Consider the following 17132-nt stretch of genomic DNA (forward strand, 5'->3'; position numbering starts at 1 on the left):
TTAATTTCTTATTATTTTATTAGGAAATACAACAACGCTTTCAAATCCATCGTCACCTATTGAAGCTACCCCAAAATAGTAGTTGTCAATCACGATACCTTCAAGCGTAAATTCTGAAATATCACCAACATATCTACTATTATCCCAAGTGGGCGAGGTGGTATCTCTCCAATAGATTTTATATCCTTTTGCACCATCTACTTTATCCCATTTTAATTTTACTGAAGCTTCAACAATACCTCCAATAGCAACATTTTCAGGAGCGGGTGGCGCCCAAGCTAAACTAGCCAAGTTAATGGCATTTACAGCAGTTAATTTTTTTGCATAATCAAAGTTAACATGTTCAATCACATCACCATATTTAATACCATTTTCTTCTCGAATATCTTGATGTTGTTGGGTGTAATTTTCATGAGCTTCCATAATTCTTACTCCAGCAAAGCCTAAATCGTTAAACGGACGATGGTGACCACCACGACCAAACCTATCTAATCTGTACACCATCATTGGGTTCATTTCTGGCATATAGGTTTTTACATTTTTATGAATGTAGCGAGCAAGCTGCCTTGAAATGCCATCAACTTCACCACCATATTTTCGACGGTTTTCACGTTCTTCTTCAGATTCTGTAGGTGGGATGGGTTCAGAGAAAATTCTAAAGGTTCTATTATCAATGATGCCATCTACACCAGTAATATTGCTAATCATATCATTATTGAGAATTCCAACCAAATTCCAATTATGATCTAGTGCATATTTGGCTAGACCTTTTCCTCCAAATAAACGCTGTTCTTCTCCTGAAAGACCCACATAAATAATACTGTTTTCAAATTTGTATTTTGAAAGAACACGAGCAGCTTCAATGGAGCCTGCCATTCCAGAGGCATTGTCGTTAGCTCCAGGTGAATCCGATTTGTAATTATTAGGGTCAGAAACACGAGAATCGATGTCACCACTCATAATAATGTAATTGTTTGGATATTTTGTGCCTTTTTGTATAGCTACAACATTTACCACCCAAACATCTTTAATAATACGGTCACTTGCACCTTTTTTTATAAAATTCTTTTGATAGAACACATCCAAGCAATTGTTGCAGGACTTTGAAATCGTTTCAAATTCTTGCTTTATCCAACGTCTAGCAGCACCAATTCCACGCGTATTTGAAATGGTATCGCTTAAGGTGTGTCTCGTTCCAAAGTTTACCAAAGTTTGTATGTCTTTTTCTATTCTTTGAGCTGAAACGGCATCGATAATTTCATAAATTTTCTCGCTAGTTTGGGCACTAACTAAATAACTTAAAAGTAAAAGGGTACTAAAAATTAATTTCTTCATCTATTTAAAATTTTACTAATCGGTAATAATCAGCGTTTTAGTTATATCGGTTGGTATTGGTTGCCATCTTTTAAATACCCATTATGGGCTTTCATAATTTAAATTTCAACTAAAATAATGAAAATAAAAAACGCCTCGAAATTTATTTCGAAGCGTTTTTACAAATTTGAGTTAGTCACAACATTTTTGAGTTATACTCAAAAACAATATTTATTTTCAGCTTTCACCTTTTCTGCAATTTCAATACGTAAATCTACAATATCTGGATAGTTTACATATTTAGTAAATCGCTTAAGACCCATAAGTAACATACGTTGTTCGTCGCCTTCCGCAAAAGATATTATACTTTCTTTTCCTTTTTCTTCAACAATATCTACAGCATGATATAAGTATAATTTTGCCATCGCAATTTGAGCAGATTGTGATTCAGCACCAAAACGTTTTGCATTTTTTTCGGTTCTTAAAATTGCAGATTCCGCTAAATATATTTCGATTAAAATATCGGCCGCAGCAATTAATAGTTGTTGATGGTCTTCTAGTTTAGGGCCGTATTTTTGAACGGCTCCGCCAGCAACCATTAAGAAGGTTTTTTTAAGCTTTTTAATCATCTCCTTTTCTTCTGAAAATAATTCAGAGTAATCAGGCGTGTCAAAAGAAGGAATTCCAGTTAATTCTTCTTGTACCGCTTGTGCAGGACCTAGCAAATCAACATGACCTTTCATAGCTTTTTTAACTAGCATTCCAACTGAGAGCATTCTATTAATCTCATTTGTGCCTTCGTAAATACGAGCAATACGTGCATCTCTCCAAGCAGCTTCCATAGGAGTTTCTTCAGAGAATCCCATTCCACCAAAAATTTGGATACCTTCATCTGCACAGTTTTGAACATCTTCAGATACTGCAACTTTTAAAATAGAACATTCAATGGCATATTCTTCAACACCTTTAAGTTCGGCTTCCTGATGTGAATTACCAGCTGCTTCTCGCAATGCAATACGGTCTTCAATATTTTTTGCAGCTCTATATGTGGCAGATTCCCCTGCATATGCACTTGCAGCCATTTCAGCTAATTTTGTTTTAATAGCACCAAAATCTGCAATAGGCGTATTAAATTGTTTACGCTCGTTTGCATACTGAACAGCAGTAGTTAAAATTCTTCTTTGAGAATCTAAACAGGCTGCAGCTAGTTTTATACGGCCAACATTTAAAGCATTCATCGCTATTTTAAATCCTTCACCACGACCAGCCAACATATTTTCTACAGGAACAACAGTATCGTTAAAAAATACTTGACGTGTAGAAGACGCACGAATACCTAATTTATGCTCTTCTTCTCCTAAAGTGATTCCGTTTGGATTAGCGGCATCGTATTCAACTATAAACCCAGTAATATTTTTATCATCTTCAATACGGGCAAAAACTATCATCAAACTACAGAAACCTGCATTTGAAATCCACATTTTTTGTCCGTTAATCTTGTATGATTTACCATCGGCAGATAATTCAGCAGTTGTTTTGCCCGAATTGGCATCAGATCCCGCTCCTGGTTCTGTTAAACAATAAGCACCAAACCATTCACCAGTGGCTAATTTCGGAACATATTTTTGTTTTTGTTCTTCAGTTCCATATAAGGTGATTGGCATAGTTCCAATACCGGTGTGAGCACCAAATGCGGTACTAAACGAACCTGTACCACTTGAAATATAATCACATGTTAAACAAGTAGAAACAAATCCCATTCCTAATCCACCATAAGCTTCAGGAACAGCAACACCTAAAAAACCAAGCTCTCCAGCTTTACGCATCACTTCTTCAGTTAATGCATAATCTTTAGCTTCAAATCTAGGTTTGTGTGCAATGATTTCACGTTCATTGAATTCCATTACCGCTTCCTTCATCATCTTTTGTTCTTCCGAAAAATCTTCAGGAGTAAATACGTCCTCGCATTTTGTTTCTTTAACTAGGAACTGACCTCCTCTTAAGATGTCTTTTTCAGTTGCTTCCATTTTTATAATAGTATTAAGTTTTTAATTTAAAAATTCGAATATTCCACAGGCACCTTGACCCGTACCAACGCACATAGTTACCGCACCATACTTACCTTTCATATTACGTTGGCGCATTTCATCAAATAACTGAACGGATAGTTTAGCACCTGTACATCCAAGGGGATGACCCAATGCAATAGCACCACCATTTACGTTAATGATATCAGGGTTTAAGTTTAATTCTCGGATTACAGCTAGTGATTGAGAAGCGAAAGCTTCGTTTAATTCAATTAACTCTAAATCTGCTTGTTTTAAACCTGCTTGTTTTAGCGCTTTCGGAATGGCTTTTACGGGACCTATACCCATAATCCTAGGTTCTACACCTGCCGCAGCATAATTTACCAATCGTGCGATGGGTTCAAGCTTTAGTTCTTTTACCATATCTTCACTCATAATCATAACAAAAGCTGCACCGTCACTCATTTGTGATGAATTTCCAGCGGTTACACTCCCGTTTGCCGCAAATACAGGACGTAATTTAGCCAAGGCTTCAATACTGGTTCCTGCTCGTGGACCTTCATCTTTTGTTACGGTATATTTTTTAGTTGCTTTTTTTCCGTTTTCATCAAGGTATGTTTGCTCTACTTCTATAGGAGCAATTTGGTCTTTAAAGCGATTTTCGGCTTGCGCTTTTAAAGCTTTCATGTGTGAATTGAAGGCAAACTCATCTTGATCCTCACGAGATACTTTGAATTGTTTCGCTACAGCTTCGGCTGTGTTTCCCATACCCCAATAATAATCTTCATGACCCGCTTTAACGGTATCATAGTTTAACTCTGGTTTAAACCCTGTCATCGGCACAGCGCTCATGCTTTCTGCCCCACCTGCAATAATACAATCTGCCATTCCTGCTTGAATTTTTGCCGTTGCTACTCCAATAGTTTCGATGCCTGAAGCACAAAAACGATTTACAGTAACACCAGGAACATCAACACTATCTAATCCTATTAAAGAAATAAATCTTGCCATATTCAGTCCTTGAGAACCTTCAGGCATGGCGTTGCCAACTATAACATCGTCAATTCGTTTTTTGTCTAACTCTGGCAGTTCTTTCATCATATACTGAATAGTTTCAGCAGCTAATTCATCAGTTCTTTTAAAACGGAACACACCTTTTGGAGCTTTTCCAACGGCCGTTCTATATGCTTTTACTATATATGCTTGTTTCATTTTCTTAGTTTCTTAATGGTTTTCCTTTAGTTAGCATGTGTTGGATACGTTCTAAGGTTTTTCTTTCTGTACACAATGATAAAAAGGCTTCACGCTCTAGGTCTAGCAAATATTGTTCTGTTACAAGTGTAGGTTCAGATAAATCGCCACCAGCCATTACATATGCTAATTTGTTTGCGATTTTCTTATCATGTTCAGAGATATAATTACTATCTTCCATAGCATCAGTTCCAACTAAAAACATACCTAATGCTTGTTTACCAAGTACTTTTATATCTTTACGTTTAACTGGTTGTGTGTAGCCTGCATCTGCCATTAATTTTGCATGCGCTTTGGCAACAGCTATTTGCCTATCTTTATTTACAACTACTAAATCTTTTCCTGTTTGAAGTACACCTAAATCAAATGCTTCGTATGCTGAAGTTGATACTTTAGCCATACCTATTGTTAAGAAGTACTCTTGAAGAATATTCAGTTCAACATCACCCTTTCGAAATAAATCCTGAGCTCTTAATGCCATTTCTTTAGAACCTCCACCACCTGGAATAACACCAACACCAAACTCAACAAGCCCCATGTAAGTTTCAGCCGCCGCTACAACTTTATCAGCATGCATAGATAACTCACAAGCGCCTCCTAAACTCATACCATGAGGAGCAGAAACTGTCGGAATTGCTGAATAGCGCATACGCATCATAGTATCTTGGAAGTATTTTATAGCCATATTAAGCTCGTCGTATTCTTGCTCTGCAGCCATCATAAAAATCATACCAATATTGGCACCAACTGAGAAGTTTGCACCTTGATTTCCGATAACTAATCCTGCAAAATCTTTCTCCGCTAAATCTATTGCTTTGTTTAATCCAGCTAAAACGTCACCACCAATAGTGTTCATTTTAGATTGAAACTCACAATTTAGGATGCCATCCCCTAAATCTTCAATAACAACTCCTGAGTTTTTAAATACTTCATTTGATTTTCTGATATTATCTAAAATAATAAACGCATCTTGACCAGGAATTTTAGTTTGTATTTTTGATGGAATATCATAGAAATAGGAAGCTCCTTCTTTAACTGTATAAAAAGAGTTGGTACCTGAAGCTAACATTTCAGTAACCCAAGCTGAAGGCTCTAACCCTTCAGCTTTCATTAACTCGATACCTTTTTCTACTCCAATAGCGTCCCAAATCTGGAAAGGACCGTGCTCCCAACCAAAACCTGCTTTCATAGCGTCATCTATTTTGTAAAGCTCATCTGTAATTTCTGGAATTCTGTTAGAAACGTATGCAAATAGTGCAGCAAAACTTTTACGATAAAATTCACCTGCTTTATCTTTTCCGGACACTAAAACTTTAAAACGATCAACTACTTTATCAATAGTTTTAGTAAGTTCTAAGGTTGCAAATTTCGCACGCTTGTTTGGTCTATATTCTAAAGTATTGAGATCTAAAGAAAGTATGTCTTTACTGCCATCGGCGTTTCTAACTAATTTATAAAAACCTTGTCCTGTTTTGCTTCCTAACCATTTATTTTCCATCATGGTATTGATGAAATCTGGTAGTTTAAAAAGTTCTAAACGTTCGTCGTCAGGACAATTTTCTCTTATTCCGTTTGCAACATGAACTAAGGTGTCTAAACCAACAACATCAACAGTTCTGAAAGTTGCAGATTTTGGACGACCGATTACAGGTCCTGATAATTTATCGACTTCTTCAATAGTTAAGTCTAAGTCTTTAACAGCGTGAAATAAACTCTGAATACTAAAAATTCCAATTCTATTGCCAATAAAAGCAGGCGTGTCTTTAGCAACTACCGAGGTTTTACCTAGGAATTTTTCGCCGTATTCATTTAAGAAATTTAAAACAGAAGCATCAGTTTTTGGACCAGGAATAATTTCGAATAATTTTAAGTATCGCGCAGGATTGAAAAAGTGTGTTCCACAGAAATGTTTTTGAAAATCGTCAGAACGTCCTTCACTCATAAACTTAATAGGAATACCTGAGGTATTACTTGTAATTAAGGTGCCAGGAGTTCTGTATTTTTCGAGTTTCTCAAAAACTTGTTGTTTGATATCTAAACGTTCAACAACAACTTCCATAATCCAATCTACATTGGCAACCTTGGCAATATCGTCTTCGAGATTACCGGTTGTAATTCTGCTAGCAAAGGATTGATGATAAATAGGAGAGGGTTTAGATTTTAATGAAGCAGTAAGTGAATCGTTAACAATACGATTTCTTACAATTTTGTCTTCGAGTGTTAAGCCTTTAGCTTTTTCAGTATCATTTAATTCTCTTGGAACGATATCTAATAACAAGACATCAACACCAATATTGGCGAAATGGCATGCGATACCGCTTCCCATGATTCCAGAACCAACTATGGCTACTTTTTTAATTCTACGTTTATTCATTTTATTTTAAACTACTATCTGTTTGATTGTATATTTTTTTGTTTGAAATCATTTCATTTATAAGTTCAGAAACTTCAAAAAAGTGTTTTAACTTTTCTTCTGAAACATTTTTTTTAATGGTTTCATTAAATGTGAGAACTTTTTCTTTTGAATATGCTCTTTTCTCTCTACCAAAGGGTGTTAACCTAATAATTACTCCACGACCATCTTCAGGGTTTGGATGCCTTTCTATTAAATCATTTTTTTCCATAGTTTTTAATATTCTCGATAGGCTTGTTGCTTCCATTCCCATTTTTGGACCCAAGGCTGTTGATGAGGTTCCTTTCTCAGGATCTATACTTAATAAAGTAAAACCTGTTGCCATTGTACTTTCAAATTTTGCAGCTTCTTCGTTATACATTTTTTGAACTGCGAGCCAAGTGGTTCTTAGTACATATTCAATGGTTTTGTCTTTCATAAGGTTTGATTAGTGTGTTCAAATATAATAAAAATTTATTATGCATGCATAATAAATGTGCAAAAAAATACACCTCTGAGATAAGAGGTGTATTATTAATATGATTTTTTTAAAAGTGTTATTGTGTTTTGCCAATAACCAGCGCTATAACAGCACCAATAATGGCAGACATAACAATTGATATTGCCATATCTATAGCTACTAAACCAAATGCAGCATCAGGGTTAAAGGCTAAATCAAAAAAGTGATGAAATAGACCAACAAATAGCCCTATTATGGCTCCCGCTTTAGCACCGGTAACAGCTGTTGAAATTTGGGCCCACTGTGTAAAAATATAAGATACAAATAACCCAAAAGTTAAACAACCGAGAAAGATGAATAACATGGCTTGAGAGTTTTCATCTGGCTGAGGAAATGTATTTTTAAATATCATTCCATAAAATAACCACCCTAATAAGAAATCGGCAATGCCGCCGACAACACCTGCAATTAAGAAACTTTTTGTTTTCATTTTGTTAAATTAATTAGTTAGTTGAAAATAAAAGTATAAAAAAAACACTAAATCTGTAAAAAATACTTGTATTTTTTACAGATTTAGTAGAAATTAAATATAATTGGTAAGGATAAGATATTGAACTTTTTTAAGTTCTATAAATTTTTTCAACAAGTTGTTGATACTTCGCTTTTATGATATCTCGTTTCATTTTTAGCGTTGGCGTAAGGTGTCCAGCATCTATAGACCAAATTTCAGGAGTTAATTCAAACTTTTTGATTTGCTCCCATTTACCAAACTTAGCATTGCATTTATCAACTTCTTTTTGGATTCGTGATTGTATGATTTCAGAGTTTGAGATATCTGCAATTGAATTTCCAATAGACATATTTTTCCGTTTTGCCCAATCATTAATAAACTCAAAATTAGGCTGTATTAAAGCTGCAGGCATTTTTTCACCTTCTCCAATAACCATCACCTGTTCTATAAAACGAGATTGTTTTAATTCGTTTTCTAATAGCGTTGGAATAACATATTTACCGCCAGATGTTTTAAACATTTCTTTTTTGCGACCAGTAATTTTTAAAAAACCATCTGCATCAATTTCGCCTTTATCGCCTGTGTGAAAATGATCACCAGTCATGACACTAGCGGTTTTTTCATCATCTTTATAATAACCCATCATTACATTTGGACCTTTTATTAAGATTTCTCCATCTTCTGCAATTTTTACTTCCACATTGTCTATGGGTTTTCCAACGGTACCAACTTTAAATAAATGACCTTCATATTTTCCAACAGAAACAACCGGTGAAGTTTCTGTTAAACCATATCCTTCCATAACATGCATGCCAGAAGCACAAAATATTCTTGCTAAACGAGGTTGCAAAGGAGCACTTCCTGAAACCATGGTGTATAACTCACCACCTAGTGCAGCACGCCATTTACTGAAAATCAACTTGCTAGCAATACTTAGTTTAAATTCATACCAAGCTCCATTTTGTCTGTAAGGTTCCCATTGCTCTCCTAAGCTAACAGCCCAATAAAACAATGTTTTCTTTAAGCCAGATAGTTCCTCAGCCTTAGCCATGATTTTGTCATAAACTTTTTCAAGCAACCTTGGAACAACACTCATTAGGTTTGGCTTTATTTCTTTGGCATTGTCACCTATTTTATCAATACTCTCAGCGAAATAAATGGAGGTTCCAGCATATTGATATATGTAAATAAGTACACGCTCAAAAATATGACAAATGGGTAAAAAACTTAAAACCCTAGTTTTATTATCTTTTAGTGGAACTCTTGGAAAACTATCTAAAACATTACTGGTTATATTCCAATGTGAAAGCATAACGCCTTTGGGTTTTCCTGTAGTACCAGAAGTGTATATAATGGTAGCTAAATCTTCAGGTTTTACGGCATTTTTTCTAGCTTCAACGTCATTTTGGTTTGATGTATCTTTACCTAATTCAAATAATTCTGAATAGTGCTTGCAGCCTTCTATATGATCAAATGAATAAACCTCTTTTAACTTGGTGTTGGCTTTTACTTTATTAACTTTTTCAAGTACTTCTTCATCAGAAACAAAGCAATAAATAGATTCACTATGATTAAGAACATACTCATAATCTTCAGCGCAAATAGTAGGGTAAATGGGGATGTTTTGCGCACCAATTTGTAAAACTCCAACATCCATTATATTCCATTCGGTTCTGTTATTAGATGAAATAACAGCTATTTTATCATTCTTTTTAACGCCCAATCTTAACAAAGCTCTACTTATACAATTAGCCTTATCAATATACTCTTGGGTTGAAGTTTTAACCCATTCTCCGTTATATTTTGTAACTAGCGCTGCTGCATTAGGTTTGTTTTCTAATTGATAATAAGCAAAGTCAAAAAGTCTTTTTATTTCAGTCATTCAATCTTTAGTATAGTTGGTAACGCAAAGTATGAAATTAAATGTTATTTTCAAATAAGGCATAAAAAAAGGAGTCTTTGCCAAAACTCCTTTTTTATATAAGAATACTGTTTAATTATTTTCAATCCACTTTCTAGCATTTACAAATGCTTCCAGCCAAGGCGTTACTTCGTCTTTTCTATTATCAGGATAATGTGCCCAATTCCATTGAAAGGTTGAACGCTCAATATGAGGCATAGTTACTAAATGTCTTCCTGTTTTATCACACAGCATAGCTGTATTAAAGTCTGAACCATTTGGGTTGTGTGGATAACCTTCATATGCATATTTAGCAACAATATGATATTTGTCTTCTGAATAAGGTAAGCTAAATTTTCCTTCACCATGACTAATCCAAACACCTAAAGTAGTTCCTGCTAGAGTGGATAACATTACAGAATTATTTTCTTGAACTTTTACAGATGTAAAGGCGCTTTCATGTTTGTGCGAATCGTTATAGGTCATTTTACCATGAACTTCGTGATCTGGATTTATTTCTTCAAGTTCCATGAATAACTGGCATCCGTTACAAATACCAACAGAGAGTGTGTCTTCTCTGTTAAAGAAGTTTTGAATTGCTTTATTGGCGCGTTCATTATATTTTATAGCACCTGCCCAACCTTTTGCAGAACCTAAAACATCACTATTACTAAAACCACCAACAGCTCCTAAAAATTGAATATCTTCTAGAGTTTCACGACCAGAGATTAAATCTGTCATATGCACGTCTTTCACATCAAAGCCTGCAAGATACATAGCGTTGGCCATTTCACGTTCAGAGTTGCTTCCTTTTTCTCGGAGAATAGCAGCTTTGGGTTTAGGTTTAGTTGTGCTTATTTTTGGTAAAATTCCAGTAAAATGTTTTGGAAACACATAGTTTAAAGGTTGATTTTTGTAGTTTTCAAATCTTGCTTTCGCTAAACCATTAGCTGTTTGTTTTTGGTCGAGTAGGAAAGAGGTTTTGTACCAGGTATCACGTAATCTAGAAACGGTCATAGTAAACACATCCGTGTCATTGATAATGCTTAATACGTCACTTTCGGTTGCTTTTCCTATATTGAAATATGTAATTTCAGCATCAGCTAACACTTTTTCTACTGAGCTATCTTTAGCTTGAAAAACTATTCCAGAGTTTTCAGCAAATAGAATTTTAAATAAGTCTTTTTGATTTAAAGCTGAGAGATCTAATTCTGCTCCAAGATTAGCATCAGCAAAACACATTTCTAATAAGGTGGTAATCAAGCCACCTGAAGCTACATCATGTCCTGCAACAATCTTATCATCTTTTATTAATTGTTGAATGATATTAAATGTGGATTTTACAAATTTAGAATCTGAGATTGAAGGCGTGTCGTTTCCAATTTTATTTATTATTTGAGCAAACGAACTTCCCCCTAATTTAAACTCATCTTGTGATAAATTGATATAATAAATATCACCAGCATTTTTCTTAAAAACGGGCTCTACAACTTTACTAATATCATTACAGTTTCCAGCTGCAGAAATAATAACAGTACCTGGAGAAATTACTTCTTCGTTAGGATATTTCTGTTTCATAGACAAAGAATCTTTACCTGTTGGAACATTAATTCCTAAATCTATTGCATATTCAGAGACGGCTTGTACCGCTTCATATAAACGAGCATCTTCGCCTTCATTTTTGCATGGCCACATCCAGTTTGCAGATAATGAAACCGATTTTAACCCATCTTTTAAAGGTGCCCAAATAATATTGGTTAATGCTTCAGTAATTGCATTTCTACTTCCAGCTGTTGGATTAATTAATCCTGAAATAGGAGCGTGACCAATAGATGTTGCGATGCCTTCTTTACCTTTATAATCTAAAGCCATGACACCAACATTATTTAGTGGTAATTGCAATGGTCCTGCGCATTGCTGTTTAGCAACTTTCCCACCAACACAACGGTCTACTTTATTCGTCAACCAATCTTTACAAGCAACAGCCTCTAATTGTAGTAATTGGTCTAAATAGTCGTAAAACTTGTCCTTATTATAAGTGATATCTCCATAATTCCTATCAACTGTTTTGTCAGTCATAATAGTTTTTGGCGAACTCCCAAACATATCTTCCAAAGCTAAGTCCATCGGTTTATCACCTTTAGTTTTAGATTCAAAAGTAAATCGATGGTTACCTGTAACATCACCAACAGTGTACATTGGAGAGCGTTCACGTTCAGCAATTCGGTTTAAAGTGTCTAAATGCTTTTCGGCAATAACCAATCCCATGCGTTCTTGAGATTCGTTACCAATAATTTCTTTAGCTGATAATGTTGGATCCCCAACAGGTAATTTATCTAAATTGATAAGTCCACCGGTATCTTCAACTAATTCTGATAAACAGTTTAAATGTCCACCAGCACCATGATCATGAATAGATACAATAAAATTCTCACCACTTTCTACCATGCCTCGTACTGCATTCGCAGCACGTTTTTGCATTTCTGGGTTTGAACGTTGAACAGCATTTAATTCTATTCCAGTTGAGAATTCTCCTGTATCAGCTGATGAAACCGCAGCGCCTCCCATTCCAATTCGGTAATTTTCGCCACCAAGAATGACGATTTTATCTCCAACTTTTGGTTTGTCTTTAAGTGCTTGGTCGGCTTTTCCATAACCTATACCTCCAGCTTGCATAATCACCTTGTCGAATCCAAGCTTTCGGGCATCTTCTTCATGTTCAAAAGTTAATACGGATCCACAAATTAAAGGTTGACCGAATTTGTTTCCAAAGTCTGATGCTCCATTACTTGCTTTTATTAAAATATCCATTGGTGTTTGATATAACCAAGGACGTTCTTCCATGTTTTGTTCCCAAGGGCGATTTTCTTCTAACCGCGAATAAGAAGTCATATATACAGCAGTTCCTGCTAGTGGTAATGATCCTTTTCCTCCAGCAAGCCTATCTCTAATTTCACCACCAGAGCCTGTTGCTGCGCCATTAAAAGGTTCAACAGTAGTAGGGAAGTTGTGAGTTTCTGCTTTTAAAGAAATTACAGAATCAAACTCCTCAGTTTGATAAAAGTCAGGTTTATCGGCAGTTTTTGGAGCAAATTGTTCTACTCTTGGACCTTTTATAAAAGCCACATTGTCTTTATAAGCTGAAACAATATCATTTGGATGTTGTTTTGACGTTTCTTTAATCATTTTGAAAAGTGATGTTGGCTTTTCTATTCCATCAATTACAAAGGTTCCATTAAAGATTTTATGACGACAGTGCTCACTATTTACTTGAGAAAATCCGAAGACTTCCGAGTCCGTTAGTTTACGACCTATTTTTTTTGCAACACCTTCAAGATATTCAATCTCTTCATCACTTAGTGCTAAGCCTTCTTTTTGGTTGTAAGCTGAAATATTATCTATTTCTAATATTGCGTCAGGTTGAATATTTATGGTAAACGATTCCTGATTTAATCTTTTGTATTTTTCAGAAATCATTGGGTCATAACCTTTAAAATCTTCAGCTACTGCCTTAAATTCTTCAATACGAATGATTCCCTCAATCCCCATATTTTGTGTAATCTCAACAGCGTTGGTACTCCAAGGTGTTATCATTGCCGCACGAGGACCAACAAAAAAAGCATCGAGAGATGCTTGTTCTATTTTTGGTTGGTTGCCAAATAACCATACTAATTTATTGATGGTTTCAGTTGATAATTCTTTTGTTGTTTGAACAGCAAATACCTTACTGTTTGTGTTTCCAAAGAAATGAATCATTAGGTCTTATGTTTGTGAGTTTAAAGAAAGTGCAAATTTACTTTTTTTCAACGTAATTACATCTAAATATGGTATTGAAAATTTAGAGTTATTCACTATGTTTTGAACATAAAAAAAGCGACTGTTTGGAGCCGCTTAAATTACTTATTGTTTTATGAGTTTTTTGGTGACTTGTCCATGTTCAGAAATAAGTTTCACTATATAAATGCCTTTTTTTAAGTTTTCAATATTTATATAATTCTTATTGATTGAAACAGTTTCTGTTATCACTTCTTTTCCTAAAACATTATATATTATTATATCTAAATCTGATTTGATTGAAAAGTAAACGATATTGTTCTTTACTGGGTTTGGATAGATTTTTAATTCGAGTTTAGAAAAGTCGTCAGTAGATAAAGTGCTCCATCTATTTTCGGCAGGTGTTCCACCCCAAATTACTGTTGCTATGTAGGGGTTGTCTATGAACGGGTTTCTAACTCCTTGTACTCCACTTATTACCTCATTACGTTGGTCTTCAAAGGGAGATACTGGGTCGATAGCATTCCACTCTAAAAACAAATTTAAATTACCAACATCTGTAAAAGGTTCATTATATCTTAGGTTAACATACATAATTATTCTAGCAACATCACCTCTCCAGTCATCTCCAGGATACCATGCGCTTCCAGTTGAACCATAAGTTCCAGAACCAGCCGTGAAAGGGTCGTTTCCTCTATTGGAATTAATACTTATATCACAAGACCTCAATAAATGTAAGTCTGCTTCTGTATTTGAATTATCCAATAATGAACGAGGGTATACATGTTCTGTATTAAATGTTTGAGGCGAATAAGAATTTGATCCAGATAAATATTCGTTTTCATTTCTACTATCTCCACTGTAAATTAAAATTACATTTGAAGTATTTGACAAATCTTCGTCAGCATTATATAAGTAATCATGTCTATCCGAGTAAGTAAGAAAAGTTGAATGTGATGCAATTATTTCTGTAGCTAAATTATTGTATAAATTATTTCCAGTTTCTGAAAAGTCTACACCAGAATAATAAGCTTGTAACTCGCTAGGAGGTGTAAGTTGTGCAAAAGCTACTGATGTAATTAGTAAAAGAAATAGAGAGTAAAAGTGTTTCATGTAATTTATTGTTTACGTTCCAGAAGTGCCATATAAAAACCGTCGTAACCAGATTTATGGGCTAAAACTTTATTGTCTTTTACAAAAGTAAAATTTTTTCCAGTTTCTGATGTTAAGAATTCATCTACTTGATTTTGATTTTCAGAAGGCAACACCGAACACGTTGCATACACTAATTGTCCGTCAACTTTAACCATTCTGGAGTATTGCTGAAGTATTTCTTGTTGCGTTGCTTTAATTTTTTCAATAAAATCGGGTTGTAATTTCCATTTTGCATCTGGATTTCTACGTAAAACCCCTAGACCAGAACAAGGTGCATCAATTAAAACTCTATCGGCTTTATCGTATAGTTTTTTAATAACCTTAGTTGATTCTATAGCTCTGGTTTCAATATTATGAGCACCATTTCTTTTTGCACGACGTTTTAATTCGTGCAACTTATTAGCATATATATCTAAGGCAATAATTTGCCCTTTGTTTTCCATTAACGACGCAATATGTAGCGTTTTTCCACCAGCGCCAGCACAAGTATCCACAACTCGCATTCCGGGTTCTACATTCAAAAATTCTGCGACTAATTGCGAAGATGCATCTTGCACCTCAAAAAATCCATTTTTAAATGCATCGGTAGTAAATACATTCGAGCGTTCCTTTAATTTTAATGCATTGGGATAGTCTTTTAAAAATTCAGTTTCAACATCTAAATCAAAAAGCTCTGCTTGTAACGCTTCTTTGGTTGTTTTTAAAGTATTAACTCTTAAAATAACATCAGCCTGTTCGTTTAATGCCGCAATTTCTTTAGTCCAAACCGTATTTCCGAGTTCCTTTTCACCAAGCTCGTCCATCCAATCTGGAATAGATTCTTTAAACTTTCTAATTTTTGACAATTCATCAAATCGTCCTTTTATTTTTCGTGTTGGTGTGTTTTCAAAATACTTCCAGTCGGGTAGTTTTATGCCTTTTAAAGTTGCCCAAACAGCAAACATGCGCCACAAGTTGTCTCTATCAAAAGGTTCTTTAACGTCACCAATTTCGGCATATAAACGTTTCCATCGCACTATATCATACGTAGTTTCCGCAACAAAGGCTCTATCTCTTGCTCCCCAACGCTTATCACGTTTTAATAGTTGTTGAATAACTTTATCGGCATAGTTCCCCTCATTAAAAATTAAGGTTAATCCATCAATAACCGCAAAGCATAAATTTCTGTGTAATCGCATCTTGTATAAATAAGGCTGCAAAGTTACGTTTTTAAATGTGTATTTGTTTAAACGTTTATTAGTTTATTGATTTAGCTTTTCTATTTTTAAGGAAATTTAAATTTATGAAACAGTTCCTTCTAATTATTGTAGTCATATTATTGATTTTTTCTTGTGGAAAAAAGGAAACATTTAGAGCAAGAAATTTTAGTAAGGTTGATGTAAAACATCTTTTAGAAGATTCTTTGTTGAATGTTCGGGCTTTAGAAATAAACGAAGGTCGAGTGGTGGCTGTTACATCTGATGGAAGAATTTATAGAAGTATTTTAAGCTATATGAATGGTTTTGAAGAAGGCAATTATTGGTCACAAACAGAAGATTCATTAGTCCCAAGTAATTTTAGGTCTATTGCATTTCAAGGAGATAAAACATTTACTTTATCAATTAGTAGTCCAGCGAAATTATTTTATGATGGATGGCTAGTTTATTATGAAAACCATCCTAACGCTTTTTACGATTCTATGGATTTTTGGAATGATGAAGAAGGCATTGCCATTGGCGATTCCACCGATGGTTGTTTGAGTGTTATCATCACCCGAGATGGTGGAAATACATGGACGAAATTAACTTGTGACGAATTACCAAAAGGCACTGAAAACGAAGGAGCTTTTGCTGCTAGCGATACTAATATTGCTATTGTGGGTGACAATACTTGGGTAGCTACAACGGCTGGTCGTGTTTATTATTCACCAGATAAAGGGAAAACTTGGGAAGTTTTTGATACGCCAATTATAAAAGAAAAAGATACAGAAGGCATTTATTCAATCGATTTTTATGATGCATTAAATGGTTTTGCTATTGGTGGCGATTACACCAAACCCGATGATAATGCTGCCAATAAAATAAAAACTACGGATGGTGGAAAAACTTGGCAATTAGTAGCTCAAAACCGAAATCCAGGGTACAGAAGTTGTGTGCAATATATTCCTAAAGGAAATGGTAAAGAGCTTGTCGCCATTGGTTTTAAAGGAATAGATTACAGTAATGATGCTGGAGAAACTTGGAAGCATTTAAGTGATGAAGGCTTTTATACCATTCGTTTTTTAAACGATAGTGTTGCTTATGCCGCTGGTGCCGGAAGAATAAGTAAACTTACTTTTAGAGAATAAAAAAAGGAGCTAAGTAGCTCCT

At 34.8% G+C, this 17132-nt stretch carries 11 protein-coding genes; 1 reads left to right on the plus strand and 10 read right to left on the minus strand.

What is annotated here, in order from left to right; genetic code table 11:
• The 10 genes from L3X39_RS11940 to L3X39_RS11985 form a co-directional block, all read right to left on the minus strand.
• Positions 1–1335, minus strand: coding sequence for a M28 family peptidase (locus tag L3X39_RS11940; protein WP_237232027.1), 1335 nt, complete (start codon positions 1333–1335; stop codon positions 1–3).
• Between the two features lie 197 nt (positions 1336–1532).
• Positions 1533–3341 (minus strand): acyl-CoA dehydrogenase FadE, encoded by a 1809-nt coding sequence (locus L3X39_RS11945; protein WP_237232028.1) that lies wholly within the window; start codon positions 3339–3341, stop codon positions 1533–1535.
• A gap of 21 nt (positions 3342–3362) precedes the next feature.
• Positions 3363–4553 carry an acetyl-CoA C-acyltransferase gene (locus tag L3X39_RS11950; protein WP_237232029.1) on the minus strand — a complete coding sequence of 397 codons (1191 nt, stop codon included), beginning with the start codon at positions 4551–4553 and terminating at the stop codon, positions 3363–3365.
• A 4-nt stretch (positions 4554–4557) separates the two neighbouring features.
• Positions 4558–6966 carry a 3-hydroxyacyl-CoA dehydrogenase NAD-binding domain-containing protein gene (locus tag L3X39_RS11955; RefSeq protein WP_237232030.1) on the minus strand — a complete coding sequence of 803 codons (2409 nt, stop codon included), beginning with the start codon at positions 6964–6966 and terminating at the stop codon, positions 4558–4560.
• Position 6967: 1 nt separating this feature from the next.
• Positions 6968–7423, minus strand: coding sequence for a MarR family winged helix-turn-helix transcriptional regulator (locus tag L3X39_RS11960; RefSeq protein WP_237232031.1), 456 nt, complete (start codon positions 7421–7423; stop codon positions 6968–6970).
• Positions 7424–7541: 118 nt separating this feature from the next.
• Complete coding sequence (locus tag L3X39_RS11965) at positions 7542–7934, minus strand: DUF1761 family protein (RefSeq protein ID WP_237232032.1); 393 nt, start codon at positions 7932–7934, stop codon at positions 7542–7544.
• Positions 7935–8064: 130 nt separating this feature from the next.
• Positions 8065–9837 (minus strand): AMP-dependent synthetase/ligase, encoded by a 1773-nt coding sequence (locus L3X39_RS11970; RefSeq protein WP_237232033.1) that lies wholly within the window; start codon positions 9835–9837, stop codon positions 8065–8067.
• Between the two features lie 111 nt (positions 9838–9948).
• Positions 9949–13611: a phosphoribosylformylglycinamidine synthase gene (gene purL, locus L3X39_RS11975; protein ID WP_237232034.1), complete on the minus strand. Its 3663-nt coding sequence runs from the start codon at positions 13609–13611 to the stop codon at positions 9949–9951.
• 144 nt (positions 13612–13755) lie between these two features.
• Positions 13756–14742 (minus strand): endonuclease, encoded by a 987-nt coding sequence (locus tag L3X39_RS11980; protein ID WP_237232035.1) that lies wholly within the window; start codon positions 14740–14742, stop codon positions 13756–13758.
• A 5-nt stretch (positions 14743–14747) separates the two neighbouring features.
• A complete protein-coding gene (locus tag L3X39_RS11985) occupies positions 14748–15962 on the minus strand; it encodes an RsmB/NOP family class I SAM-dependent RNA methyltransferase (RefSeq protein ID WP_237232037.1) in 1215 nt (404 codons plus the stop codon).
• Between the two features lie 104 nt (positions 15963–16066).
• Here L3X39_RS11985 and L3X39_RS11990 point away from each other — a divergent pair, with 104 nt between their 5' ends.
• Positions 16067–17110 (plus strand): WD40/YVTN/BNR-like repeat-containing protein, encoded by a 1044-nt coding sequence (locus tag L3X39_RS11990; RefSeq protein ID WP_237232038.1) that lies wholly within the window; start codon positions 16067–16069, stop codon positions 17108–17110.
• Positions 17111–17132 lie beyond the last annotated feature (22 nt).

The sequence above is a fragment of the Flaviramulus multivorans genome (assembly GCF_021728415.1).
In the GTDB taxonomy this organism is placed as follows: Bacteria; Bacteroidota; Bacteroidia; order Flavobacteriales; family Flavobacteriaceae; genus Sabulilitoribacter; species Sabulilitoribacter multivorans.

Bases quoted from the DNA above. Each gene is read 5' to 3' on its own strand.
- L3X39_RS11965 (WP_237232032.1), bottom strand. From the start codon at position 7,934: ATGAAAACAAAAAGTTTCTTAATTGCAGGTGTTGTCGGCGGCATTGCC.
- L3X39_RS11945 (WP_237232028.1), bottom strand. From the start codon at position 3,341: ATGGAAGCAACTGAAAAAGACATCTTAAGAGGAGGTCAGTTCCTAGTT.
- L3X39_RS11940 (WP_237232027.1), bottom strand. From the start codon at position 1,335: ATGAAGAAATTAATTTTTAGTACCCTTTTACTTTTAAGTTATTTAGTT.
- L3X39_RS11955 (WP_237232030.1), bottom strand. From the start codon at position 6,966: ATGAATAAACGTAGAATTAAAAAAGTAGCCATAGTTGGTTCTGGAATC.
- purL (WP_237232034.1), bottom strand. From the start codon at position 13,611: ATGATTCATTTCTTTGGAAACACAAACAGTAAGGTATTTGCTGTTCAA.
- L3X39_RS11950 (WP_237232029.1), bottom strand. From the start codon at position 4,553: ATGAAACAAGCATATATAGTAAAAGCATATAGAACGGCCGTTGGAAAA.
- L3X39_RS11990 (WP_237232038.1), top strand. From the start codon at position 16,067: ATGAAACAGTTCCTTCTAATTATTGTAGTCATATTATTGATTTTTTCT.
- L3X39_RS11970 (WP_237232033.1), bottom strand. From the start codon at position 9,837: ATGACTGAAATAAAAAGACTTTTTGACTTTGCTTATTATCAATTAGAA.
- L3X39_RS11980 (WP_237232035.1), bottom strand. From the start codon at position 14,742: ATGAAACACTTTTACTCTCTATTTCTTTTACTAATTACATCAGTAGCT.
- L3X39_RS11960 (WP_237232031.1), bottom strand. From the start codon at position 7,423: ATGAAAGACAAAACCATTGAATATGTACTAAGAACCACTTGGCTCGCA.
- L3X39_RS11985 (WP_237232037.1), bottom strand. From the start codon at position 15,962: ATGCGATTACACAGAAATTTATGCTTTGCGGTTATTGATGGATTAACC.